This is a genomic window from Microbacterium sp. ZXX196, from assembly GCF_009709595.1.
GTDB lineage: Bacteria > Actinomycetota > Actinomycetes > Actinomycetales > Microbacteriaceae > Microbacterium > Microbacterium excoecariae.
This window is the reverse complement of the sequence record NZ_WMEE01000004.1, coordinates 238,294-261,586: the sequence shown is the minus strand read 5'-3', so window position 1 is coordinate 261,586 and position 23,293 is coordinate 238,294. Positions and strand designations below refer to the sequence as shown.

Sequence of the window (23,293 nt, the reverse complement as noted above, 5' to 3'; positions counted from 1 at the left end):
GCCCCGCCACCTCCGGCGGACGCGGGGTCGTCGCGCGCGCGGTGTGGGGCGCTCTTCCCGGGGTTGGCGGCCGCGGGGCGCGCGGCGCGCTCGCGGGCATCGACGCGCTGCAGGTCCCCGAGCGCGCGGGGCGCGTCCGGGTCGTGACGCCCCGGCTGATCGACCTCGCGCACCGCCACGGCGCGGAGGTGCACGTGTGGACCGTGAACGAGCCGGACGACATGCGCCGGCTCCTCCGAATGGGCGTCGACGGGCTCGTCACCGACCGCGCCGACGTCGCTCTCGAAGTAGCCCGGGAGACGGGATTCGCGCAGGGGCGTTGACCCCGCGGAGCCGCCGCGCTAACTTTCGCCGTGACGGGCGGACCCGCGGGAGTTCCGGGCGCGACGGGGCGACTGGGGATCCGCTGAGAAACCCGGAGTTCATCGAACGTTTCGGATGAAGCGCACAGGGCCGGGCGTTAGACCTGGTACCCGACGAGAGGACACGAACATGGCAGATCGCAGCCTCCGCGGCATCCGGCTTGGCGCCCAGAGCCTTCAGAGCGAAGAGGGCGTCGTCTTCATGGAGCGCAAGGAGTACACCTATGTGTGCGGGACCTGCGGCCGTGAGACCCAACTGATGTTCGCGGCCGACGCCGAGGCACCCGTCTCCTGGGAGTGCCGCACGTGCGGCGCCGAGGCCGTGCTGCAGACCCCCAAGGGCGCAGCCGAGGTGGATCACTCGGGCGACAAGACCCCACGCACGCACTGGGACATGCTCCTGGAGCGCCGCTCGATTCCGGAGCTCGAGGAGCTCCTGGCCGAGCGCCTTGCCTTCATCCGCGAGCGCCGCGGCGAGGGCCAGGACCCGACCAAGGAGAAGGTCACCCGCAAGACGGCGTAACCCCTCCCCGCGGCGGCCGGGCATTCCACTCTCGGAATGTCCGGCCGCCGCCGTTTTCGCGCGCGGCTCGTATCGCTCTAGGCTGAGCGACATGACCAACCCCCCTCAGCGTGCGATCGGCATCGACATCGGCGGCACCGGCATGAAGGCCGGAATCGTCGACCTCGAGACGGGCGCGCTCGTCAGCGACCGCGTCCGCATCCCCACGCCGAAGGGGGCGACCCCTCCCGACGTGCTCCGCACCGCCACGGAGCTCGTCGACCTGCTCGGCGCCGACGCCGAGGGCCTCCCCATCGGCGTCTGCTTCCCCGCCATCGTCAAGGCGGGCGTCACGCTATCCGCCGCGAACGTCTCGGACGAGTGGATCGGCCTGGAGGCCGACACGATGTTCAGCCAGGCACTGGGGCGCGACATCCACTTCGTCAACGACGCCGACGCCGCCGGTCTCGCGGAGCTGCGCTTCGGCGCCGCGAAGGCGCAGCCGGGGCTGACGATCATGACGACGCTCGGGACGGGGATCGGATCCGCGTTCCTCTTCGACGGCAAGCTCGTCCCGAACTCGGAGCTCGGTCACCTCATCTGGAAGGGCGACAGCATCGAGAAGTGGGCGGCGCCCACCGCGCGCGAGCGCGAGGACCTCTCCTGGGCGAAGTGGACGTCGCGCCTGCAGAAGTTCTACGCCCACGTCGAGTTTCTCTTCTCCCCCGACCTGATCATCGTCGGCGGCGGGGTCTCGAAGAACCCGGAGAAGTTCCTGCCGGGGATCACGACGCGCGCGCCGATCGTCGTTGCGGAGCACCAGAACAACGCGGGAATCATCGGCGCCGCGAGTCTCGCGCTCGGCTGATCCCGCGGGCCGTCGGGCCGGTTCATGCGAATGGGCCGGCCTGTACGCCGGGTTCTGTTCGGGAGGCACTGCCTCCGTCGACGGCCATCTCTCTCGGCGACGCGTTGCCGCGCCGCTCTAGCAACCTACCCGGGGACTCGGCGGGCCGCGTCAACATCCCCTGTTGGTCTTGCTCCGGGCGAGGTTTACCCAGCGGGCCGCGTCGCCGCGGCCCCTGGTGGTCTCTTACACCACCGTTTCACCCTTACCGGCCCGGGGGCCGGCGGTCTACTTTCTGTTGCACTGTCTCGCGGATCTCTCCGGGTGGGTGTTACCCACCACCCTGCCCTGCGGAGCCCGGACGTTCCTCGGCGCGACAGCGTTTCCGCGCGCGACGCGGCCGTCCGGCCGACCCATTCGCACCCACCAGTCTACCCGGGGCGCCCACGCCCGATCGTCACGTCTTCGCGGCGTCGTCACGGACGGCGAGGCCCAGGGGGAAGTCGAGCGGGAACGCGCCGAACAACAGGCGCCCCGCCGACTCGGCGGCGTCTCGGACGGCCTGCGCCGCGGCGTCGGCGCGCTCGGCGGGGGCGTGCACGATGACCTCGTCGTGGAGGAAGAACGCGATGTGCGGCACGCGGGAGAACACCGGCCCCGACCCGGCCGCGGCGCGGTCCGGATCCACCGGCGGGATTTGGGAGAGCCGGATCCGGAGGTCCGCGAGCCACGCCAGCGCCCACTCGGCGGCCGTACCCTGCACGACAAAGTTCCGGGTGAACCGCCCCTGCTCGCGCGCGGCGCGGCGAGCCGCCTCGCGCACGGCCTCCGGCGCTCCCTCGGCCGCCGCCTCGTCCTGCAGCGCACGCCACGCCGCCCCCGGCTCCGGGCTCGTTCGCCCGAGCCAGGTCGACACCTGCTCGCCCCGCTCCCCCGCCCGCGCCGCCGCGTCGACGACGTGCATCGCGCGGCCGAACGTCCTCCGGAGGCGCGGCACGAGGCGGCCCGCGTCGCCGGAGGTCGCCCCGTAGAGGGCGCCGAGCATCGCGACCTTCGCCTCGGCGCGCGTGGCGGCGACGCCGCGGGCGACGAGGCCGGCGTACAGGTCCGCGCCCCGCGCCGCGCTCGCCATCGCCTCGTCGCGCGCCATGGCCGCGAGCACGCGCGGTTCGAGCTGCGCCACGTCCGCCGCGACGATGCGCCACCCCGGGTCCGCGCGCACGGCGGGGCGCAGCAGCCGCGGGATCTGGAGCGCTCCGCCGCCCGAGGACGCCCAGCGCCCCGTGACGACGCCGGCCGGCACGTACTCGGGACGGAAGCGCCCCGCGGGGGCCCACGCCGCGAGCCACCCGCGCCCGTTCGCCGTGTGCAGGCGCGCAAGCCTTTTGTAGGCCAGAAGCGGCCGGATGACGGGATGGTCGTGCTCGGCCAGCTCCCCGCGAGACGTGGACCGAACGGACACGCCCGCCGCCTGGAGCGCCGTGAGCACCTGCCCCGGTGAGTCGAGCGACAGCGCCTCGCGCCCGAGCGCGCGGCGCACGTCCCGCGCGAGCTGTGCCATGCGCGCGGGCATCCCCGACGCGTCGGTGGCGCCGAGCTCCGCGTCGAGGATCCGCTCGTGCTGCGCGCGGTCCCAGGGCAGGCCCGCGGCCTCCATATCCGCCGCGACGAGCGCCCCGGCCGACTCCGCGGCGATGAGCAGCCGCAGCCGGTCCGCGTTCGCCGCGCCCGCGAGCGCCCGTTCCTGGCGCTCCCACGCGCGCGCCACCTCGACGGCGTCGCCGGGGTCCGGACCCTCGGCGTCGAGCTCGAAAAGCGTTCCGGGCGTGTCGGCGCGCGGGCGCGGCGCCGGCCCCGAGACCGGCCCGCCCGGCACGGCCCGCGCAAGGATGTCGTGGGCCAACCGCAGGTCGTGACAGCGCGCGAGGCGCACGCCCGCCGCGAGCAGCAGCGCCGCCGTCGCCTTCGCGTCGGCGCACACCCACCGCGGCCCGCCGCCGCGGTCGGCCTCCGCCACCCACGCGGCCCAGGCGTCCGCGGTGAGCTCCCAGCGCGCGCCCGGGGCGGATCCCGCGAGAACGATCGCGGCCCAGCCCTGGCCCTCTCGCCCCAGCGCGACGACGTCGCGCTTCCCCGGCCGCGGAGAGCCGGGGGCGGCTGTCACAGGCCGGACTCGGCCGTTCGCACGAGGATCGCGCCGCACTCGGGGCACAGCGCGACGACGTCGTCCGCGGTCGCCTTGAGCGCTGCGAGGTCGCGCGGAGAGAGCGTCATGCGGCAGGCGCCGCACGTGCCGTGCTGGAAGAGCGCGGCGCCCGTTCCCCGCGCCGCGAGCCGGTCGTACATCGCGAGCAGGTCGTTCGGCACGCGACCCGCGACCGCCGCCCGATCGCGCTCGATCGCGGCGATCTCGTCCGTCGCCGCCTGCACGGCCTGCTTGCCGGCGGCGCTCGCGGCCTGCCCCTCGGCCGTCGTCTGATCGAGCAGCGCCTGCTGCTCGGCCACGGCCGCCTCGGCGGCCTGTGCGCGCTCCATCGTCTCGAGCTCGGCCGTCTCGAGGCGGTCCACGCGCGCCTCGAGCGACGCGATCTCGTTCTCGAGCGCGATCGCGTCGCGGGCGATGGCGGTCTGCGTCAGGCGGTCGCGGTCGCGCGCCATGCGCTTGGTCGCGACCTCGACGTCGCTCTGGATGCGCGCGAGCTCGGTGCGCAGCTCGTCGCGCGCGTTCGAGCGGGCCACGAGCTCGCGGCCCTGCTCGTTGCGGCGGGCGAGGAGCTCCGCGACGCGGGCCTGGTGTTCCGGCGCGCGTCGCGCCGCCACGGCGCGGGCGCGGCGGGCATCGAGGTCGGCGATATCGAGGAGCAGTCGCTGGTCTGCGGGCGCGGAATTCACGTGGGTCCTGCCGGGATCGAACCGACGACCCCCTGGGTGTAAACCAGGTGCTCTACCAGCTGAGCTAAAGACCCGTGACGTGAAAAGAGTCTACGCGTCCGCGCTCCGTGGCCCAGAGCACGCGCCGTGCACCGCGCGCCGCAAGAGTCGGTAGTGTGGGGCAATACGCGCACGCCTGTCCGGTCACAGCCGGGCCCGTCGCGCGCCACGATCCACAATCTGGGCACGATCTGCCCGCACGACGAAAGGTCACCTGGTGGCAGTTCACGATCAGGATCCGTACTCGCAGGGCAGCGTCGACAGCGACCCCGAGGAGACGGCCGAGTGGCGCGAGTCGCTCGATCAGCTCGTTGATGCCAAGGGCTCGCAGCGCGGGCGCGAGGTCATGCTGAGCCTCCTTACGCGGTCCAAGGAGCGCCGGCTCGGCGTCCCGATGGTGCCGACGACGGACTACGTCAACACGATCTCCGCGGAGGACGAGCCGTCCTTCCCCGGCGACGAAGAGCTTGAGCGGCGCTACCGCCACTGGATCCGCTGGAACGCGGCCATCACGGTGCACCGCGCTCAGCGCCCCGGCATCGGCGTCGGCGGCCACATCTCGACCTACGCCTCAGCAGCGTCGCTCTACGAGGTCGGGCACAACCACTTCTTCCGCGGCCAGGACCACCCCTCCGGCGGCGACCAGATCTTCTACCAGGGGCATGCGTCCCCCGGCATGTACGCGCGCGCGTTCCTGGAGGGTCGCCTGTCCGAGCAGCAGCTCGACGGCTTCCGCCAGGAGAAGTCGGCGGCGCCGGTCGGCCTGCCGTCCTACCCGCACCCGCGCATGCTGCCCGAGTTCTGGCAGTTCCCGACGGTGTCGATGGGTCTCGGGCCGATCAACGCGATCTACCAGGCGATGGCGAACAAGTACCTCGAGGCACGCGGCATCAAGTCCGTCGGCGACTCGCACGTCTGGGCGTACCTGGGCGACGGCGAGATGGACGAGGTCGAGTCGCGCGGCCAGCTGCAGGTCGCCGCGAACGAAGGCCTCGACAACCTCACCTTCGTGATCAACTGCAACCTCCAGCGCCTCGACGGCCCGGTGCGCGGCAACGGCAAGATCATCCAGGAGCTTGAGAGCTACTTCCGCGGCGCGGGCTGGAACGTCATCAAGCTCATCTGGGGCCGCGGCTGGGACGACCTGCTCGCCCGCGACACCGAGGGCGCGCTGCTCAACCTCATGAACACGACGCCCGACGGCGACTTCCAGACGTACAAGACCGAGGACGGCGGCTTCGTCCGCGAGAACTTCTTCGGTCGCGACCCGCGCGCGCTGGAGCTCGTCAAGGACTACTCCGACGAGGAGATCTGGGCGCTGCAGCGCGGCGGCCACGACTACCGCAAGGTGTACTCCGCCTACAAGGCGGCGATGGAGCACAAGGGCCAGCCCACCGTGATCCTCGCGCACACAATCAAGGGGTACGGCCTCGGGCCGCACTTCGAGGGCCGTAACGCGACCCACCAGATGAAGAAGATGACGCTGGAAGACCTCAAGCTCTTCCGCGACACCATGCAGATTCCGGTCACGGACAAGCAGCTCGAGGACGACCCCTACCGTCCGCCGTACTACCACCCCGGCGCGGGCGACGAGACGATCGAGTACATGCTCGAGCGCCGCCGCTCCCTCGGCGGCTTCCTGCCCGAGCGCCGCACGACCAACGTGCCGCTCGAGCTGCCGAAGGAGAAGGACTACGCACTGCCGAAGAAGGGATCCGGCAACCAGGAGATCGCCACGACGATGGCGTTCGTCCGGCTGCTCAAGGACCTGATGCGCGTCAAGGGCTTCGGCAACCGCATCGTGCCGATCATCCCCGACGAGGCGCGCACGTTCGGCATGGACTCGTACTTCCCCTCGGCGAAGATCTACAACCCGAACGGCCAGAACTACCTCTCGGTCGACCGCGACCTGCTGCTCGCCTACAAGGAGAGCCCCGAGGGTCAGATCATGCACGTCGGCATCAACGAGGCGGGCGCCGCGGCGGCGTTCACGGCCACGTCGACGTCGTACGCGACGCACGGCGAGACGCTGATTCCCGTCTACATCTTCTACTCGATGTTCGGCTATCAGCGCACGGGCGACGCCTTCTGGGCGGCGGGCGACCAGATGGCCAAGGGCTTCATCATCGGCGCCACGGCGGGCCGCACCACGCTCACGGGCGAGGGCACCCAGCACATGGACGGTCACTCGCCGCTGCTGGCCTCGACGAACCCCGCGACGATCATCTACGACCCCGCCTTCGGGTACGAGGTCTCGCACATCGTGCAGTCGGGCATCGAGCGGATGTACGGCGGATCGCACCCCGACCCCGAGGTCATGTACTACCTCACGGTGTACAACGAGCCGATGCGCCAGCCCGCCGAGCCGGAGGGCGTGGACGTCGAGGGCATCGTCAAGGGCCTCCACCGCGTCTCCGAGGGGTCCGGCGACGGACACCGCGTGCAGCTGCTCGCGTCGGGCGTCGGCGTGCCGTGGGCGATCGAGGCGCAGGAGCTGCTCGCGAAGGACTGGGGCGTCGTCGCCGACGTGTGGTCCGTGACGAGCTGGAACGAGCTGCGCAAGGACGGCCTCGCGGCCGACGAGCACAACTTCCTCCACCCGGCCGACGAGCCGCGCACCGCGTACGTGACCGAGAAGCTCCGTCACGCCGAGGGCCAGCCCTTCGTCGCAACGAGCGACTACATGCACGCCGTGCAGGACCAGATCCGCAACTGGGTCCCCGGCCCCTACGGCACGCTGGGAGCGGACGGCTTCGGCTTCAGCGACACCCGCGCGGCCGCCCGCCGGCACTTCAAGATCGACGGCCCGTCGATGGTCGTCAAGGCGCTGCAAATGCTCGCCGACCAGGGCAAGGTCGAGCGCCGGATCGTCGCGGACGCGATCGAGAAGTACCGCCTTCACGACGTGACGGCGGGCGCGTCGGGCAACGCGGGCGGCGACGCCTGACCCACGCGATACGCAGGCGGGCGGGCCTTTCGGGGTCCGCCCGCCTGTCGCACGAGGGAGTGACATGACGGACAGCACGCGCGCCACGATGGACAAGAAGGCGACACTCGCCTGGCTCCGGCGTATCTCGGGGGACATCTCGACCGCCACGCTGCGGCGGCTGGAGGAGTCCCTGCCGTGGTACTCCGACATGCCTCCGGCCCGGAGGTCGGCGGTCGGTCTCGTCGCGCAGGCCGGCATCACCTCGTTCATCGAGTGGTACCAGAACCCGCACGAGACCCCGACGATCGCGGCGGACATCTTCGCCGCGGCGCCGCGCGAGCTCCTGCGCAGCGTGAGCCTCCAGCAGACGCTGCAGCTCGTGCGGATCACGGTGGACGTGACGGAGGAGAAGGTCGCGGGCCGCGGCGACCACCTGCGCGAGGCAATCCTGCTGTACTCCCGCGAGGTCGCCTTCACGGCGGCCGACGTGTACGCGCGCGCCGCCGAGTCGCGCGGGCTCTGGGACGCGCGCCTCGAGGCTCTCGTGGTCGACACAATCCTCACGGGCGAGACCGACGACGAGCTCCCGAGCCGGATCGCGGCGCTCGGGTGGCACGGCCACGGGGAGGTGAGCGTCCTCGTCGGCACGACTCCCCCGGCGTTCGACGTCGACCAGGTTCGGCGCAAGGCGCGCAAGATGGGCGTCGACGTGCTCATCGGCGTGCAGGGGTCGCGCCTCGTCCTCGTGCTCGGCCGCACCGTGACCCCGGGCGCGGAGCCCGGCCCCGAGGAGGATCAGCTCAGCTTCCGGGAGATCGCGTCTGAGCTGGAGCCCTTCTTCGGCCAGGGCCACCTCGTCCTAGGCCCCACGATGCCCGCGCTCGTCGATGCGAGCCGGAGCGCCCGCGCGGCCCTCGCGGGGTTCGCGGTCGCCGCGTCGTGGCGCAGCGCCCCGCGGCCCGTGGAGGCCGACGATCTCCTCCCCGAGCGGGCGCTCGCGGGGGACGTGGTCGCGAAGAAGACGCTCGTCGAGCGGATCTACCGCCCGCTCGAGGGCCACTCGACGGACCTCGTCACGACACTGTGGAGCTATCTCGACAACGGCCGCTCGCTCGAGGCCACGGCGCGCGACCTCTTCGTCCACCCGAACACGGTCCGGTACCGCCTGAAGCGCGTGAGCGACGTGATCGGCTGGGACGCGACGGGCCCGCGCGAGGCGCTCATCCTGCAGACGGCCCTGATCCTCGGCTCAATCGGATCCTCCGAGGTGTCGCGCCGCAGGCAGGGCGCCCGGCGCGCCGAACGCCCCTGATCGCCCTTGGAGGCCATGGACAACGGGCGCCGCGATTCTTGTGAGAGTGGCGCCAGGGTCCGCGCGCCGCGCGGGGGAAGAATGGATCGGGTGATTGTCGCCGCATTCCCCGGACAGGGCTCGCAGACCCCCGGCTTCCTCCTCCCCTGGCTCGACATCGACGGCGTCCGCGAGCGCCTCGCGTCCTACGCGGACGCGGCCGGCGTGGACCTGGTCGCGGCCGGCACGGAGTGGGATGCGGATCGGATCCGCGTCACGCGCGTCGCCCAGCCCCTGATCGTCGCCGCGAGCCTCATCGCCTGGCGCCATCTCACGGACGCCGAGCGCGCCGCGTTCGGCGGCGTCGCGGGCCACTCAGTGGGCGAGCTCGCCGCGCTGGCGGCCGCCGACGTCATCGATGACCTCGACGCGATGCGCCTCGTCGGCGCGCGCGGCCGCGCCATGGCTGACGCGGCGGCCAAGGTCGAGACGGGCATGAGCGCCGTCGTGGGCGGCACCGAAGACGCGGTCCTCCAGGCGATCGCGGACGCCGGCCTGTCCCCCGCCAACTACAACGGCGCGGGCCAGATCGTCGCGGCGGGCGAGCTGCCCGGCCTCGCGGCGCTGGCGGAATCGGCCCCCCGCGGCGCACGGGTAATCCCCCTCCAGGTGGCCGGCGCGTTCCACACCGCGTTTATGGCGCCCGCCGCCGGCGCGCTCGCCGACGCCGTGTCGGCGCTGAGCGAGCCGCGCGATCCCGCGACCCGCCTGTGGACCAACAGCGACGGCACGGTCGTGGCGTCGGGCGCGCGCGCCCTGGAGCTCATCGTGCATCAGGTGCAGAACCCCGTCCGCTGGGACCTCTGCATGGCAGGGTTCGCCGACGCCGGCGCGGCCGGCCTCGTGGAGTTCGCCCCCGCCGGCGCGCTCGTCGGGCTCGCAAAGCGCGGCATGCGCGGGACGCCCACCGTCGCACTCAAGACCCCCGACGACCTGGCCGCGGCCCGCGACCTTCTCGCCGCCACCGACCACTAACCCCGGCCGCAGGAAGAAGACATGACCGCTGCCCTCCACGCCGCCCCCGTCCACGCCTACTCGCGAATCCTCGCGATGGGCGCCGCGCGCGGCGAGAACGCCGTGCCGAACGACGACATCGTCGGCCCCATCAACTCGAGCGACGAGTGGATCCGCCAGCGCACCGGGATCGCGACGCGCGCCCGGGCGAACGCCACGACGAGCGCGACGGACCTCGCGATCGCCGCGGCGAAGGAGGCCGTCGAGAAGTCGGGCATCGACCCCGCGCAGATCGACCTCGTCATCTGCGGCACCATCAGCAACGTCCAGCAGACGCCCTCCATGGCCGCGCTCGTGGCCGACGCGATCGGCGCGACGCCGGCCGCCGCCTACGACCAGAACGCCGCGTGCGCGGGCTACTGCTACGGCATCGCACAGGCGGACGCCCTCATCCGCACGGGCGCCGCGACCTACGCCGTGGTCATCGGGGCCGAGAAGCTCAGCGACATCGTCGACCCGACCGACCGCTCGATCTCGTTTCTCCTGGGCGACGGCGCCGGCGCCGCCGTGCTCGGCCCGAGCGAGACCCCCGGCGTGTCCGTCTCGCAGTGGGGATCCGACGGGTCGCGCGGCGACCTCGTGGGGATGAACCACACGCTCGTGGAGTTCCGCAACGGCACCGCCCCGTGGCCGACCCTGCGCCAGGAGGGTCCGAGTGTCTTCCGCTGGGCCGTGTGGGACATGGTGAAGGTCGCCAAGAAGGCCCTCGACGACGCGGGCGTCGCGCCGGAGGACCTCGCCGCCTTCGTCCCGCACCAGGCGAACGGCCGGATCATCGATGAGTTCGCGAAGCAGCTCGGCCTGCCCGACACGGTCAAGATCGGCCGCGACATCGAGACGACCGGCAACACGTCGGCCGCGTCGATCCCGCTCGCCACGCACCGCCTTCTCGAGGAGAACCCCGAGCTGTCGGGGGGCCTCTCGCTGCAGATCGGCTTCGGCGCGGGCCTCGTGTACGCCGCGCAGGTCGTCGTCCTCCCCTGACATCGGCGGCGCCGCCCATAGACTGTGAGGCGGTTTCCGTTGAATCCGAATCCCCCATCGCCACGACAAGGAGACATCCCCATGGCACTGAACACCGACGAGGTCCTCGCGGGCCTGGCCGAGCTCATCACCGACGAGACCGGAATCGACGCCGGCGAGGTCGCGCTCGAGAAGTCCTTCACGGACGACCTCGACATCGACTCGATCTCGATGATGACGATCGTCGTCAACGCCGAGGAGAAGTTCGGCGTGACCATCCCCGACGACGAGGTCAAGAACCTCAAGACGGTGAAGGACGCCGTCGACTTCATCACCTCCCACTCGGAGTGATGCGTGACGGTGCCGCGTCGCCGCGCGCGGCGCGGCACCGTCGTCCCACCTGAACATTCGGAGCAAGGAAACCACCAATGACCAAGCGCATCGTCGTGACGGGCATGGGCGCCACGTCCGCAATCGGCGGAACGGTCGCCGATAACTGGAAGAACCTCCTGGGCGGCGCCTCGGGCGCGCGCGCCCTCGAGCACGAGTGGGTCGAGGAGTACAACCTCCCCGTCACCTTCGCCGCCGAGGCGCTCGTGCGGCCGGAAGAGATCCTCGATCGCCCCACGGCGAAGCGCCTCGACATCTCGACGCAGTTCGCGCTCGTCGCCGCGAAGGAGGCCTGGGAGGACGCGGGCGCGCCCGAGGTGGTCCCCGAGCGCCTCGGCGTCGACTTCGCGACCGGCATCGGCGGCGTCTGGACGCTGCTGAACGCCTGGGACACTCTGCGCGAGAAGGGGCCGCGTCGGGTCATGCCGATGACGGTTCCGATGCTCATGCCGAACTCGGCGGCCGGCTTCCTCTCCCTTCACTTCGGCGCGAAGGCGTTCGCGCGCACCGTCGCCTCCGCGTGCGCGTCGAGCGTCGAGTCGCTCGCGAGCGCGTACGAGCACCTGCAGGCGGGCGACGCCGACATCATCATCGCGGGCGGCGCCGAGTCGGCGATCCACCCGATCACGATCGCGTCGTTCGCCTCCATGCAGGCCCTGTCGCGCCGCAACGACTCGCCGGAGACCGCCTCGCGCCCCTTCGACAGCGACCGCGACGGGTTCGTGATGGGCGAGGGCGCGGCCGTGCTCGTGCTCGAGACCGAGGAGCACGCGCTCGCGCGCGGCGCGCGAATCCATGCCGTCCTCGCGGGCACCGGCGTCACCGCCGACTCGCACCACATCACGGCGAACGACCCCTCGGGCGCGGGAGCAACCCGCGCGATGCTGAATGCGCTCGCGCAGGCGGGCAAGACGCCCGACGACGTCACGCACATCAACGCCCACGCGACGTCCACCCCGGTGGGCGACCCGGCCGAGTTCGCTGCGATGCGGAACGTCTTCGGCGACCGCGCGACGCAGATCCCCGTGTCGGCGACGAAGGCCTCGACGGGCCACCTCCTCGGCGGGACGGGCGCGATCGAGTCGGTCTTCACGGTCCGTGCGATCCAGGAGCGCGTCGCACCGCCGACGATCAACCTCGCCAACCAGGACCCGGCCATCCCGGTCCGCGCCGCGTCGGAGCCGCAGGAGCTCGCCGACGGGCCGCAGCTGGCGATCAGCAACTCGTTCGGCTTCGGCGGCCACAACGCCGTCGCCGCGTTCGCGACCTACGACGGCTGACGTCGCGCGCACGTACAGCGCCCTCCGGGAGTTCTCTCCCGGAGGGCGCTGAGCTGTGTGGGCCGCGCCGGTCTCAGCCGACCTTGTGCAGCCAGACCACAGGGGCGTCATCGCCCGCCGTGCGGAAGATCTCCAGCTCGTCGTCCCACGCCGTGCCGAGCGCCACGTCGAGCTCGCGGCGCACGTCGAGGGCGTCGCGGAGCTCGAGGGCCGCGCGGATCCGCTCCTCCGGGACGACGACGCTGCCGCCCGCGTCCATCTGCGAGAAATGCACCCCGAGGTCCGGGGTGTGCATCCAGCGACCGCCCGTGGTCCCGGGCGTCGGCTCCTCGGTCACCTCGAAGCGGAGGTGCTCCCAGCCGCGGATCGCTGTCGCGATCGCCGCGCCCGTGCCGGCGTAGCCGTCCCACGCGAACTCGGCGCGGCGCGCGCCCGAGAGGGCCGGCTGATCCTGCCACGCGAAGTTCACGGCGCGCCCGATAGAGCGCCCGACCGCCCACTCGAGGTGGGGGCACAACGCCTTAGGTGCCGAGTGGATAAAGACCACTCCGCGCGCAACCGGTGTCGCCATGATCTCTCCGTTTCTTCAGGTGCGGCTTCCCCTCCGCACCTGCCGGTTCTCGATCAGGCGATGACTTGCGTATTCGGATGTCTTCGTATTGTGACCCACCCGCGCGAGATACACAACACGCGATCGACCCGCCCGCACGGATCCGCCCTCGACACGGGCATCCGCGCACGGGGGCGCGACAGGTCACACCGTGGGGCGGGTGGGACTTGAACCCACGGATCGTCGAGTTATGAGCTCGCTGCCTTGACCATCTTGGCTACCGCCCCGGAACAGGTTCGAGCCTACCGGGACTCGGGCGGCGTCTCGGGATCCGGGCCGCTACCGCGCGTGATCGGGAGCTCCTGGCTCTCGCTGATGACCTGCGGGTGGCTGCGGGCGAGCATGACGACGCCGACAGCGGCGACGCCGCCCGCGACGACCCACACGATCAGCGTCCACACGGGCGTGTTCGCCGCCTCGCCCAACAGGCTCGCGCCGATGATGACGGCGACGATCGGGTCGATCACCGTGAGGCCCGCGATGACGAGGTCGGGCGGGCCCGCCGAGTACGCGGTCTGCACGAAGTACGCCCCCGCCGCCGCGGCGGCGACGAGCGCGATCAGGCACGCAATCGTCGCGAAGTCGATGTCCGCGGCCTGGAAGCGCTTGATGACGACCTTCGCGAGCGTCGCGACGAAACCGTAGAGCACCCCGGCCGCGCTGATGTAGAAGAGCGCGCCCGCGCGCTGACGGAAGACGAGCCACGCGGCGCCCACGACGATGAGGACGACGAGCAGGATCGCCAGCAGGACGAAGAGCTGGCGCTCCTCGAGCGGCGTCTCGACGGCGTACAGCGCGGCGAAGAGCACGAAAACGAAGATGCCGCCGATGCACAGCCCGATCGAGGTCAGCGAGGCGCGCGTCGGCGTGTGGCCCGTGGCCTGGGCGTTCAGCAGCGTCGTGATGACGAGGGAGATCGCGCCCAGGGGCTGCACGACGATGAGCGGCGCGACGGCGAGCGCCGAGAGCTGGCACAGGATCGCGGCGCCGAGCAGCGCGGTCCCGATGAGCCAGGAGGGCCGGCGGACGAGGGAGAGAACGTGACCGCCGGCCAGGCCGCTCCGCCCCGAAGATCCGGACAGTCGCTCGACCTTGCGCACGCCCTGGCTCTGGAACTGCGCCCCGAGCGACATGAAGACCGCCCCCGCGATCGCGAGCGGGATCCCCAAAAGCAGCGCGGGGTTATCGAACAGCCCCACGATCTCGTCGGTCGATACGCCCGCGCTCGCGATCTGCGTCATCACGGGTACGAGCCTACTGGGCGCGGCCCGCCCCGCCATGGAGGTGTCCCGAGGGTTCCCGCGGGGCGGCGGGATACGCTGACCGCATGGCCATCTTGCCCATTCGCATCTGGGGCGACCCCGTCCTCCACGCCCCCGCCGACCCCGTCGAGGAGGTCACGGACGAGATCCGGACCCTCGTCGCCGACATGTACGAGACGATGGACGCGGCCCCGGGCGTCGGTCTCGCGGCCCCGCAGGTCGGGGTGGCGCTGCGGATCTATACGTACACCTACGAGGACGACGACGGCGCCCCGTGGCGCGGCGAGGTCATCAACCCCGAGCTGTGGATGGTGCCGACGGAGCCGGGCGCGCCGGACGAGGACGAGGAGTCCGAGGGCTGCCTCTCCTTCCCCGGCGAGAGCTTCCCGCTGCGGCGATCCGACCGCGTCGTCGTCACCGGCACGGACCTCGCCGGCGCCCCCGTGCGCCTCGAGGTCTCCGGCTGGCGCGCCCGCATCATGCAGCACGAATTCGACCACCTGGACGGCGTGATCTACATCGACCGCGTCTCGGACCGCGACTGGAAAACCGCGCAGAAGATCGCGAAGAAGCGGGGATGGGGCCGCCCGGGGGCGAGCTGGACCCCCGGATCCGACGACGTCACGCCGTAGGATCCGTCGTGCCGCGCGAGCCGAGCGGCTATCCTGGCCCGCGGGGACACGCACGACCGGCCCACAGCCGGCCGCCCTTTCGCATGCACCGCACAGACAGGACGAGACCATGATCAGCTCCGCACACCTCCGCCCCCGTCACGCGCTCGCCCTGGCCGGCGCGGGCCTCGTCGTCACCTCTGCGCTCACCGGGTGCGGCGCCATCAGCGACCTCACGGGCGGCGCCCAGCGGGACGAGGACACGTCGGAGGTGACCGAGTCCGGCACCGAGTCCGTCTTCGACATCCAGGTCGGCGACTGCCTGCTCGGCCCCGGCGAGGAATCCGACGAGGTCCAGAGCGTCGAGGTCGTGCCCTGCGACGAGCCGCACGATTACGAGTTCTACCACGAGTACGCGCTCGACCTCGGCTCGGCGTGGCCCGGCGTCGAGGAGATCCAGGCCGACGCCGACGAGCGGTGCTACAACGCGTTCGAGGACTTCGCCGGCATCGCGTACGAGGACTCCGAGACCCTGTACTTCACGTACTACTCCCCCACCGAGATGTCCTGGGCCGAAGGCGACGACAAGATCCAGTGCCTGATCTTTCAGTCCGAGGACGGCGCCTCCATCACGCAGACTGAGGGCACGCTCGAGGGCTTCGGCGCCTGAGTCCGCGGCGGATCCGCGGCGCGCGGATCCGCCCCGAACGGGCACGAGAAAACCCCCGAGGCTCCGCGAGCTTCGGGGGTTTTGCTGGCTCCCCGGGTTGGACTCGAACCAACAACCTATCGGTTAACAGCCGATTGCTCTGCCATTGAGCTACCGAGGAAAACGTGCGACGCGCTGCGTGCGCAACTCGAACAGCTTAGCAAACGATGCGCCTCAAACGCGAAACGGGCCCGCTCACCGGGCGCGTCGCGCGTCGCCGGAGAGGAACGCGGCGGCCGACGCCGCGCCGGGGGTGGCGAGCGGCTCGGCGCCGGTGCGCTGCACCGCCGTCACGTGCCCGCCGTCCAGCACGATGCGATCTGCGGAGAGCTCCTCTGCGAACGCGTCGTCGTTCGAGACGGCGAGGACGGCCATGCCCCACTGCGCGCGCCGGGCGCGGATCGCGTCGCGCACGACGTGTCGCACCTCGACGTCGATGCCCGCGAGGGGCTCGTCCGCGACGAGCAGGCGCGGATCCAGCACGAGCGCGCGCGCCAGGGCCACGCGCTGACGCATGCCGGCGCTCAGCTCGTGCGGGTACCGCGCCGCCGCGCCGAGCGGCAGGCGCACCTCGTCGAGCAGGCGGGAGACGCGCTGCTCGAGCCTGCGCCGGTCCACGTGCGCGTCCCGCTCCACGATCGGCTCGACGATCGACTCGCCGACCGTGAGGTCGCGATCGAGCGCGGGGCCGCCGTCCTGCGCGAGGTAACCGACGCGATACGTCCACACGCTGCGCGATCGCCCGGGTCGCCGCGCGTTCACCCCACACACCCGGGCCGCGCCCCCGACGATGCGCGTCACGCGCGTCTCGCGGCCCGCGATCGCGGCGGCCAGCGCGGACTTGCCGGCCCCGGTCGCGCCCGACACGACGAGCGCGCCGCCGTAGGGGACGCGCCACGAAACGCCGTCGACGGCCCGCACGGCCTGGCCGCCGCGCCCGCGCGTCACGCTCACGTCGTCGAGGTCGAGCGCAAGGTCGGTGAGATCGGGCAACGCCATGGTCCCCATCCTGCCCGCGGACCCGCGCCTGTCGCGCGCGGCGCGCCTACTGCTCGTCGACGAGCCGGCGCCGCTCCGTCTCGAGGTCGCGGAGGCGCATCCCGACCGCGCGTCCCTCGTCGGACTGCGGCTCCGCACGCTGCAGCGCGCCCAGGAGCTCCTGTTTCTCCGCGTCGAGCGCGCGGACGATGAGGCGCCGGCACAGCGCGTTCGCCGACACCGCGGCGTGCTCCTCGTCGCGCGCGGGGAAATCGCGCATCAGCACCTCGCCGCCCAGCTGCGTCAGCGCCTGCGGGAGTGCGTCGATCGCGGCCTGGCCCCAGCCGGGCTGGGTGCGGTCGACGGAGAAGATCGCGGCGCGCACGGCGTCGAGCGCCGGCACGCGGAACGCCACGCCCAGCGCGCGCTGCAAAAGGGTCGGGTCGATGCGGTGCCCGTACTGCAGGATCCCCGTGAGAGCGTCCCGCTCGACGACCGCGTCGGTCGTGCGCGGCAGCGTCTGGAGCGTGACGGCGGGCGAGGCCGTGGCGAGCGCGGCGACCGGGGGCGCCTGGCGTTCGCGCGCGGATCCGCCCCGCGCCGCCTGCTCCACCTCGCGGTGCACGTCGGTCGGATCCATACCGAGCCGGCGCGCGAGCACGCGCTCGTAGCCAGGGCGAAGCAGCCGATCGCGGATCTCGGCGACCACGGGGGCCGCCTGACGGAGGGCGCCGACGCGGCCCTCCACGCTCGAGAGGGGAAAGCCCGAGATCTTGCGGTCGATGACGAACTCGAACATCGGCGTCTTGTGGTCGAGGAGCGCGCCGACCGCGGCGTCGCCGCGCTGCAGCCGCAGGTCGCACGGATCCAGCCCGTCGGGGGCGACCGCGACAAAGGTCTGGGCCGCGAACCGGTCCGCCTCGGAAAAGGCCCGGAGCGCGGCCTTCTGCCCGGCCTCGTCGCCATCGAAGGTGAAGATCACCTCGCCCGTGGCGGAGTCGTCTCCCATGATCCTGCGGAGCGTCCGGATGTGCTCGCTGCCGAACGCGGTCCCACACGTGGCCACGGCGGTCGTCACGCCCGCCAGGTGGCAGGCCATGACGTCGGTGTACCCCTCCACGACGACGACGCGCTTCGGGTCGCCGCGGGCGATGTCGCGCTTGGCCAGGTCCAGCCCGTAGAGCACCTGGTTCTTCTTGTAGATCGGGGTCTCGGGGGTGTTGAGGTACTTCGGCCCCTGGTCGTCGTCGTAGAGCTTGCGCGCGCCGAAGCCGATCGTCTGGCCGGTGACGTCGCGGATCGGCCACATCACGCGGCCGCGGAAGCGGTCGTATACGCCGCCGCGCTGGTTCGTGGAGACGAGGCCCGCCGTGATCAGCTCCTCGCGCGTAAATCCCTGCCCCGTGAGCGCCTTCAGCAGCGCGTCCCAGCCCTTCGGCGCGTATCCGACGCCGAAGTGCGACGCCGCGCCGGGGTCGAAGCCGCGCTGGCCGAGGAACGCGCGCGCGGCCTCGGCCTCGGGGGACCCCAGCTGGGCGCGGAAGAACTCGACGGCCTGGGTGTGCGCGGCGTAGAGCCGCGCCCGGCCACTCGTCTCGGGGGCCGGCCCGCCGCCCTCCTCGTAGTGCAGCGTGAACCCGACGCGCTGCGCGACGCGCTCGACGGCCTCCGCGAAGGTCAGGTGATCCATCTCGCGCAGGAACGTGTACACGTCGCCCGAGACCCCGCACCCGAAGCAGTGATAGAACCCCTGGCTCGGGCGCACGTTGAAGCTCGGGCTGCGCTCGTCGTGGAACGGACACAGCCCCTTGAGCGACCCCACGCCCGCGGACTTCAGCGCCACGCGCTCGCCGATGATGTCGGCGATGTTCGTGCGCGCCTTGACCTCCTCGACGTCCGCCTGACGGATCCGGGGCATCAGTACGCCCCCGCGTCGGCGGGCTGCGCCGCGCGCATCCAGATGCCCACGGAGGCCGGGTCGATCTCGCCGACGAGCCGCGCGTGCCACGCGACCGCCGTTTGGTCGGTCAGGCTCGCAACCTGGTCGACGATCACGCGCTTGCGCTCGGCGTCGCTCGTCGCCGCGAGGAAGTCCGCCGTGAAGGCGGGATCCAGCTGGTCCGCTCCCGAGGACCACAGCGTGTCGGCGGCCCACAGCGCGTCCGCGATCCGCGTGAGGACCCGCCGCTGCTCCTCGTACACGCCGCGACGCGCGTCGCTCGAGACGATCGAGGCGCCCATGATCCCCTTCAGCACGGCGATCTCGAGCTCGACCTCGCGCGGCACGACGACGCTCGCGCCGTAGCGCGTCAGCGACGCGGCGGGGTGGGCGGCGCGCGTGGCCGCGACCGCCTCGCTCGCGAACCGGCCGATGAGGTCGCTCGTGAGGTTCTTCAACCGTGCGAGGTCGCGGCGGGTGCCGCCAAACGACGTCAGCCACATCGGCTGACGCGTCAGGCGATACAGCGCCTCGGCGAGCTCGTCCCGACCGTAGTCGTAGCCGACCCACGCCTGGATCCGCCCCACGAGCGGGTGGTGCTCCACGGGATCCGCGAGCGCCGCGACGTCGACATAGCCGTTGACGACGGCGTCCTCGAAGTCGTGCACGGAGTAGCCGATGTCGTCCGAGAGGTCCATGACCTCCGCCTCGATGCACCGCACCCGGTCGGGCGCGCCGGCGCGCATCCAGGCGTAGATCTCCTCGTCCTCCGGATAGACCCCGAACTTCAGCCGCCCGCCGGGGTCGGCCACGGGATCCGCGACCGTCCAGGGGTACTTGCACGTCGCGTCCAGCGTCGCGCGCGTGAGGTTCAGGCCGACCGAGCGGTCCCCGTCGAGCACCTTCGCCTCGAGTCGTGAGAGGATCCGGAGCGACTGCGCGTTCCCCTCGAATCCGCCGATGTCGGCGGCCCAGTCGTTGAGCGCGCGCTCCCCGTTGTGCCCGAAGGGCGGGTGGCCGAGGTCGTGGCTGAGGCACGCCGTGTCGACGACGTCCTCGTTGAGCCCGAGCGCCGTCGCCAGCTCCCGTCCGACCTGCGCGACCTCGAGCGAGTGGGTCAGTCGGTTGCGCGCGAAGTCGGCGTCGCTCGCGGGGCTGAGAACCTGCGTCTTGGCCGCGAGGCGCCTCAGGCCAGCCGAGTGCAGCACGCGCGCGCGGTCGCGGGCGAAGTGCCCGCGCCTCGACCGGTGGTGCTCCACGACGAATCGCTCGGCGTCATGATCCGTGTAGCCCCCGGGCAGCGCCCCCTGGCCCGGCTCAGCCGCCACTGGTGTCCAGCTCCGCGTCCTGCAGCTCGGCCGCGGCGTCGTCGTCCAGGGTCCGCGACGCGAGCCAGCCGTCGGGGAGCACGGGGCGGCGCGCGTGCCCCGCGCGGCCGCGCGGCCCCTCGACAGGCGCGCCGGGGTAGGGCGCCGTGAGGTCGAGCTCGCCGATGAGCGCCTCGATGTCGGCCAGCGTGTCGACCTGCGTGAACCGCCCGCGCAGCTCGCCCCCGACCGGGTAGCCCTTGAAGTACCACGCCGCGTGCTTGCGGATGTCGCGGCAGCCGCGCGACTCGTCCTCGTAGAACTCGGCGAGCAGCTCGGCGTGCCGGAGGAACGCGCGCGCGACGAACGCGAGGGACGCGTCGACGACGGGCGCCTCCCCGCCGAAGGCGCGGGCCAGCTCGCCGAACAGCCACGGACGCCCCAGGCAGCCGCGGCCGACCACAACCCCGTCGCAGCCGGTCTCGTCGACCATGCGCACGGCGTCCTCCGCGCTCCAGATGTCGCCGTTGCCGAGCACGGGGATCGACGTGATGGTGCTCTTGAGCTCGGCGATCGCCGACCAGTCGGCGACGCCCGAGTAGGACTGCTGAAGGGTGCGCGCGTGGAGCGACACGGCCGCCGCGCCGACGTCCTCGGCGATGCGCCCCGCCTCGAGGAAGGTGAGGTGGTCGTCGTCGATGCCCTTGCGCATCTTCACCGTCACGGGAACATCGCCGGCCGCCTCCACCGCGCCGCGCACGATGTCGCGGAACAGGTCGCGCTTCCAGGGCAGCGCGGATCCGCCCCCCTTACGCGTGACCTTGGGCACGGGGCACCCGAAGTTGAGGTCGATGTGGTCGGCGTGGTCCTCGGCGGCGATGATGCGCGCGGCCTCGGCCGTGTAGTGCGGATCCACGCCGTAGAGCTGGATCGACCGGGGGGTCTCCGACTCGTGGTGCTGGATGAGGCGCATCGTGACCTCGTTGCGCTCAACGAGCGCCCGCGTCGTGATCATCTCCGTGACGTAGAGACCGGCCCCGTACTCGCGGCACAGCCGCCGGAACGCCATGTTCGTCACGCCCGCCATGGGCGCAAGGACGACGGGGACGTCGACCTCGAGCGGGCCGATGCGCAGGGGCGGCATCGCGCGCGCGGGTGCGGGCGGGGTGCTTACGGGGGCGATCGTCACGGTCCCATTGTTTCATCCCTCGGATGGGCGCTCGCCGCGCCCGGGCGGAGTAGCCTGGCCGCATGACCGACGCCCCCGCCCTCCGCGACATTCCGTTCACCGATGCCAGCGGAGGCGCGCGCACCCTCGCCTCCTACGGCGACGGCGTCGCCCTCGTCGTGAACGTGGCCTCCAAGTGCGGCCTGACGCCCCAGTACGGCGCGCTGGAGGAGCTTCAGCGCACGTACGGCGAGCGCGGCCTGACCGTGGTCGGGTTCCCCTGCAACCAGTTCATGGGACAGGAGCCGGGCGGCATGGACGAGATCCTCGACTACTGCGCGACGACCTGGGGCGTGAGCTTCCCCATCAACGACAAGATCCGGGTCAACGGATCCCACGCGGCCCCGCTCTACAAGGCGCTGAAGAAGAACAAGGACGGCCTGGGCCTGGCGGGTCCCGTCGCGTGGAACTTCGAGAAGTTCGTCGTACTGCCCGACGGATCCGTCCGCCGCTTCCGCCCGAACGTCACGCCGGACGACCCCGCCATCACGGCGCTCATCGAGGAACACCTGCCCCGCTGACCCGGGCTCACGCCTTCGGCGCGTCCGTCGCCCCGCCGTACCGACGATCACGGGCGTGGTACGACGCGATCGCACGCCACAGGTTCTCGCGCGTGAAGTCGGGCCACAGGGTCTCGTCGAACACCATCTCGGCGTACGCCGACTCCCACAGCATGAAGTTGCTCGTGCGCTGCTCGCCGCCCGAGCGGATGAAGAGGTCGACGTCCGGCATGTCGGGGACGTAGAGGCTTCGGCTGATGTGGCGCTCCGAGATCGCGGACGGCTTGAGGTGCCCCGCCTCGACCTCGCTCGCCAGCCGCCGCATCGCGTCGACGACCTCCCAGCGCCCGCCGTAGTTGATGCACATCGTCAGGGTCATCGTCGTGTTCTCGCGCGTCAGGCGCTCGGCGGCCTCGAGGTCCTTGATCACGGATCCCCACAGCTTCGGGCGCCTGCCCGCCCACCGCACGCGCACGCCCCACTCGTTGAGCTGATCGCGGTGGCGGTGCAGCACCTCCCGGTTGAACCCCATGAGGAAGCGCACCTCCGCGGGGGACCGCTTCCAGTTCTCCGTGGAGAACGCGTAGACCGAGAGGTGACCCACGCCGGCCTGCACGGCCCCGGCGATGACGTCGAGCATCGCGTCGACGCCGACGCGGTGGCCGTCCGTGCGCGGCCGCCCCTGCTCGTTCGCCCAGCGGCCGTTGCCGTCCATCACGATCGCGACGTGTCCGGGAACGGGGCCCGCGAAACGGGGCGGCGTGAGCCCGGTCCAATCCAGAGGGCGGTACGGGACGGCGTCGGGGTGGGTGTAAGGCTTCGGCGTCATCGGGCCGCTCCTCTCCGATCGAACGAGCGGATCGCCCGCTCGAGGTGGTGCTGCGCGTAGGCGGCCACGAGCCCGCCGGCCCGGAGCGCGACGGCCTCCGGGGCCGCGTCGACGACGGCCCACTCCCCCGCGAGGAGTGCCGCGAGGTGCTCGCGCACCTCGCGGTCGACGCGCGCGGTGCCCGCCGGCGCGCAGGCACCGCAGAGCACGCCGCCCGCGGGCGCGGCGATGCGCTCGTGCGGTCCTGGCTCGCCGCACCGGGCGCACGCGTCGAGTTGGATCGTCCACCCGGCGAGTCCGAGCGCGCGCAGGAGGTACGAGTCGCGGGTCGCGCCCGCCTCGTGCTCGGCGCGCGCGAGCGACCGCAGCGCGCCGACGAGGAGGAAGAACTGCTCCGGTTGCGCGTCCTGCTCGCCCACGAGGCGCTCGGCCGCCTCGGCCATCGCGCTCGCGGCGGTATAGCGGTCGTAGTCCGCCGCGATCTTCGCGCCGTACGCCCCGAGCTGATCGACCTGCTGAACGATGTCGAGGGAGCGCCCGAGGTACAGCTGCGCGTCGACGACCATGAAGGGCTCGAGGCGGGCGCCGAACTTGCTCGACGTCCGCCGCACGCCCTTCGCGACCGCGCGCACCTTGCCGTGCTGGCGCGTCAGCAGCGTGAGGATCCGGTCCGCCTCCCCCAGCTTCTGCGTGCGGAGCACGACGGCGTCGTCACGGTAGGTGGGCACTCGTCCATTATCGCCCGCCGGCG

General features: G+C 72.1%; 22 protein-coding genes, 3 tRNA genes and 1 other RNA gene. 12 read left to right on the top strand and 14 right to left on the bottom strand.

The window, feature by feature from the left end; translation table 11 throughout:
* The 3 genes from GJQ66_RS06390 to ppgK all read left to right on the top strand — a co-directional run.
* Window positions 1-323, top strand: a 323-nt coding sequence (locus GJQ66_RS06390) for a glycerophosphodiester phosphodiesterase family protein (protein ID WP_268866070.1), incomplete at its 5' end; no start/stop codon positions are given.
* 169 nt (window positions 324-492) lie between these two features.
* Window positions 493-885, top strand: a complete 393-nt coding sequence (locus GJQ66_RS06385; RefSeq protein WP_155048489.1) for an RNA polymerase-binding protein RbpA — start codon at window positions 493-495, stop codon at window positions 883-885.
* Window positions 886-976: 91 nt separating this feature from the next.
* A complete protein-coding gene (gene ppgK, locus GJQ66_RS06380; RefSeq protein ID WP_155048488.1) occupies window positions 977-1,732 on the top strand; it encodes a polyphosphate--glucose phosphotransferase in 756 nt (251 codons plus the stop codon).
* A gap of 27 nt (window positions 1,733-1,759) precedes the next feature.
* On the opposite strand, the gene rnpB is transcribed toward ppgK, so the two are convergent.
* The 4 genes from rnpB to GJQ66_RS06360 form a co-directional block, all read right to left on the bottom strand.
* An RNA gene (gene rnpB, locus GJQ66_RS06375) (RNase P RNA component class A) lies at window positions 1,760-2,127 on the bottom strand.
* Between the two features lie 41 nt (window positions 2,128-2,168).
* Window positions 2,169-3,875 (bottom strand): bifunctional 3'-5' exonuclease/DNA polymerase, encoded by a 1,707-nt coding sequence (locus tag GJQ66_RS06370; RefSeq protein ID WP_368732738.1) that lies wholly within the window; start codon window positions 3,873-3,875, stop codon window positions 2,169-2,171.
* The gene (locus GJQ66_RS15370) at window positions 3,872-4,603 is read right to left on the bottom strand and encodes a C4-type zinc ribbon domain-containing protein (RefSeq protein ID WP_155048487.1); all 732 of its coding nucleotides are present in this window, start codon (window positions 4,601-4,603) and stop codon (window positions 3,872-3,874) included. The genes GJQ66_RS06370 and GJQ66_RS15370 overlap by 4 nt, the downstream gene beginning before the upstream one ends.
* Window position 4,604: 1 nt before the next feature.
* Window positions 4,605-4,677, bottom strand: a tRNA-Val gene (locus GJQ66_RS06360).
* A 182-nt stretch (window positions 4,678-4,859) separates the two neighbouring features.
* Between GJQ66_RS06360 and aceE the strand changes: the two genes are divergently transcribed.
* The 6 genes from aceE (at window position 4,860) to GJQ66_RS06330 (ending at window position 12,569) form a co-directional block, all read left to right on the top strand.
* Window positions 4,860-7,589, top strand: coding sequence for a pyruvate dehydrogenase (acetyl-transferring), homodimeric type (aceE, locus tag GJQ66_RS06355; protein ID WP_368732737.1), 2,730 nt, complete (start codon window positions 4,860-4,862; stop codon window positions 7,587-7,589).
* Window positions 7,590-7,653: 64 nt separating this feature from the next.
* Window positions 7,654-8,883 carry a CdaR family transcriptional regulator gene (locus GJQ66_RS06350; protein WP_230379335.1) on the top strand — a complete coding sequence of 410 codons (1,230 nt, stop codon included), beginning with the start codon at window positions 7,654-7,656 and terminating at the stop codon, window positions 8,881-8,883.
* Between the two features lie 90 nt (window positions 8,884-8,973).
* Entirely contained in the window at window positions 8,974-9,897 is a 924-nt protein-coding gene (locus GJQ66_RS06345; protein ID WP_368732736.1) for an ACP S-malonyltransferase, read from the top strand.
* 21 nt (window positions 9,898-9,918) lie between these two features.
* Complete coding sequence (locus tag GJQ66_RS06340; protein ID WP_155048484.1) at window positions 9,919-10,920, top strand: beta-ketoacyl-ACP synthase III; 1,002 nt, start codon at window positions 9,919-9,921, stop codon at window positions 10,918-10,920.
* An 81-nt stretch (window positions 10,921-11,001) separates the two neighbouring features.
* Window positions 11,002-11,250 (top strand): acyl carrier protein, encoded by a 249-nt coding sequence (locus GJQ66_RS06335; protein WP_155048483.1) that lies wholly within the window; start codon window positions 11,002-11,004, stop codon window positions 11,248-11,250.
* A 77-nt stretch (window positions 11,251-11,327) separates the two neighbouring features.
* Window positions 11,328-12,569, top strand: a complete 1,242-nt coding sequence (locus GJQ66_RS06330) for a beta-ketoacyl synthase (protein WP_155048482.1) — start codon at window positions 11,328-11,330, stop codon at window positions 12,567-12,569.
* 73 nt (window positions 12,570-12,642) lie between these two features.
* Here GJQ66_RS06330 and GJQ66_RS06325 read toward each other — a convergent pair whose 3' ends face one another.
* The 3 genes from GJQ66_RS06325 to GJQ66_RS06315 form a co-directional block, all read right to left on the bottom strand.
* Window positions 12,643-13,140 carry a DUF3145 family protein gene (locus GJQ66_RS06325; protein ID WP_155048481.1) on the bottom strand — a complete coding sequence of 166 codons (498 nt, stop codon included), beginning with the start codon at window positions 13,138-13,140 and terminating at the stop codon, window positions 12,643-12,645.
* A gap of 191 nt (window positions 13,141-13,331) precedes the next feature.
* Window positions 13,332-13,406 (bottom strand) — tRNA-Ile (locus GJQ66_RS06320).
* A 15-nt stretch (window positions 13,407-13,421) separates the two neighbouring features.
* The gene (locus GJQ66_RS06315) at window positions 13,422-14,420 is read right to left on the bottom strand and encodes a DMT family transporter (protein WP_155048538.1); all 999 of its coding nucleotides are present in this window, start codon (window positions 14,418-14,420) and stop codon (window positions 13,422-13,424) included.
* 86 nt (window positions 14,421-14,506) lie between these two features.
* Here GJQ66_RS06315 and def point away from each other — a divergent pair, with 86 nt between their 5' ends.
* Entirely contained in the window at window positions 14,507-15,073 is a 567-nt protein-coding gene (def, locus tag GJQ66_RS06310; RefSeq protein ID WP_155048480.1) for a peptide deformylase, read from the top strand.
* Between the two features lie 109 nt (window positions 15,074-15,182).
* The gene (locus GJQ66_RS06305; RefSeq protein ID WP_155048479.1) at window positions 15,183-15,722 is read left to right on the top strand and encodes a septum formation family protein; all 540 of its coding nucleotides are present in this window, start codon (window positions 15,183-15,185) and stop codon (window positions 15,720-15,722) included.
* A gap of 85 nt (window positions 15,723-15,807) precedes the next feature.
* Here GJQ66_RS06305 and GJQ66_RS06300 read toward each other — a convergent pair.
* The 5 genes from GJQ66_RS06300 to dusB form a co-directional block, all read right to left on the bottom strand.
* Window positions 15,808-15,882 (bottom strand) — tRNA-Asn (locus GJQ66_RS06300).
* Between the two features lie 74 nt (window positions 15,883-15,956).
* On the bottom strand, window positions 15,957-16,760 hold the full coding sequence (locus GJQ66_RS06295) for an ATP-binding cassette domain-containing protein (RefSeq protein WP_155048478.1): 804 nt from the start codon (window positions 16,758-16,760) through the stop codon (window positions 15,957-15,959).
* 46 nt (window positions 16,761-16,806) lie between these two features.
* The gene (gene dnaG / locus GJQ66_RS06290) at window positions 16,807-18,657 is read right to left on the bottom strand and encodes a DNA primase (RefSeq protein ID WP_155048477.1); all 1,851 of its coding nucleotides are present in this window, start codon (window positions 18,655-18,657) and stop codon (window positions 16,807-16,809) included.
* Complete coding sequence (locus tag GJQ66_RS06285) at window positions 18,657-20,006, bottom strand: deoxyguanosinetriphosphate triphosphohydrolase (protein WP_368732735.1); 1,350 nt, start codon at window positions 20,004-20,006, stop codon at window positions 18,657-18,659. Before GJQ66_RS06285 ends, dnaG begins: the two co-directional genes overlap by 1 nt.
* The gene (dusB, locus tag GJQ66_RS06280) at window positions 19,996-21,129 is read right to left on the bottom strand and encodes a tRNA dihydrouridine synthase DusB (RefSeq protein ID WP_230379386.1); all 1,134 of its coding nucleotides are present in this window, start codon (window positions 21,127-21,129) and stop codon (window positions 19,996-19,998) included. The genes GJQ66_RS06285 and dusB overlap by 11 nt, the downstream gene beginning before the upstream one ends.
* A gap of 107 nt (window positions 21,130-21,236) precedes the next feature.
* Between dusB and GJQ66_RS06275 the strand changes: the two genes are divergently transcribed.
* Entirely contained in the window at window positions 21,237-21,734 is a 498-nt protein-coding gene (locus tag GJQ66_RS06275; protein ID WP_155048476.1) for a glutathione peroxidase, read from the top strand.
* A gap of 7 nt (window positions 21,735-21,741) precedes the next feature.
* On the opposite strand, the gene GJQ66_RS06270 is transcribed toward GJQ66_RS06275, so the two are convergent.
* Together GJQ66_RS06270 and recO are read right to left on the bottom strand one after the other, a co-directional pair.
* A complete protein-coding gene (locus GJQ66_RS06270) occupies window positions 21,742-22,542 on the bottom strand; it encodes an isoprenyl transferase (protein WP_155048475.1) in 801 nt (266 codons plus the stop codon).
* Complete coding sequence (gene recO, locus GJQ66_RS06265) at window positions 22,539-23,270, bottom strand: DNA repair protein RecO (RefSeq protein ID WP_368732734.1); 732 nt, start codon at window positions 23,268-23,270, stop codon at window positions 22,539-22,541. Before recO ends, GJQ66_RS06270 begins: the two co-directional genes overlap by 4 nt.
* Window positions 23,271-23,293 lie beyond the last annotated feature (23 nt).

What these genes read in the sequence shown, in the direction of transcription:
- GJQ66_RS06385 (WP_155048489.1), top strand. Translation starts at nt 493, where the DNA reads ATGGCAGATCGCAGCCTCCGCGGCATCCGGCTTGGCGCCCAGAGCCTT.
- ppgK (WP_155048488.1), top strand. Translation starts at nt 977, where the DNA reads ATGACCAACCCCCCTCAGCGTGCGATCGGCATCGACATCGGCGGCACC.
- GJQ66_RS06350 (WP_230379335.1), top strand. Translation starts at nt 7,654, where the DNA reads ATGACGGACAGCACGCGCGCCACGATGGACAAGAAGGCGACACTCGCC.
- GJQ66_RS06340 (WP_155048484.1), top strand. Translation starts at nt 9,919, where the DNA reads ATGACCGCTGCCCTCCACGCCGCCCCCGTCCACGCCTACTCGCGAATC.
- GJQ66_RS06335 (WP_155048483.1), top strand. Translation starts at nt 11,002, where the DNA reads ATGGCACTGAACACCGACGAGGTCCTCGCGGGCCTGGCCGAGCTCATC.
- GJQ66_RS06330 (WP_155048482.1), top strand. Translation starts at nt 11,328, where the DNA reads ATGACCAAGCGCATCGTCGTGACGGGCATGGGCGCCACGTCCGCAATC.
- GJQ66_RS06325 (WP_155048481.1), bottom strand. Translation starts at nt 13,140, where the DNA reads ATGGCGACACCGGTTGCGCGCGGAGTGGTCTTTATCCACTCGGCACCT.
- GJQ66_RS06315 (WP_155048538.1), bottom strand. Translation starts at nt 14,420, where the DNA reads ATGACGCAGATCGCGAGCGCGGGCGTATCGACCGACGAGATCGTGGGG.
- def (WP_155048480.1), top strand. Translation starts at nt 14,507, where the DNA reads ATGGCCATCTTGCCCATTCGCATCTGGGGCGACCCCGTCCTCCACGCC.
- GJQ66_RS06305 (WP_155048479.1), top strand. Translation starts at nt 15,183, where the DNA reads ATGATCAGCTCCGCACACCTCCGCCCCCGTCACGCGCTCGCCCTGGCC.
- GJQ66_RS06295 (WP_155048478.1), bottom strand. Translation starts at nt 16,760, where the DNA reads ATGGCGTTGCCCGATCTCACCGACCTTGCGCTCGACCTCGACGACGTG.
- dnaG (WP_155048477.1), bottom strand. Translation starts at nt 18,657, where the DNA reads ATGCCCCGGATCCGTCAGGCGGACGTCGAGGAGGTCAAGGCGCGCACG.
- dusB (WP_230379386.1), bottom strand. Translation starts at nt 21,129, where the DNA reads ATGCCGCCCCTGCGCATCGGCCCGCTCGAGGTCGACGTCCCCGTCGTC.
- GJQ66_RS06275 (WP_155048476.1), top strand. Translation starts at nt 21,237, where the DNA reads ATGACCGACGCCCCCGCCCTCCGCGACATTCCGTTCACCGATGCCAGC.
- GJQ66_RS06270 (WP_155048475.1), bottom strand. Translation starts at nt 22,542, where the DNA reads ATGACGCCGAAGCCTTACACCCACCCCGACGCCGTCCCGTACCGCCCT.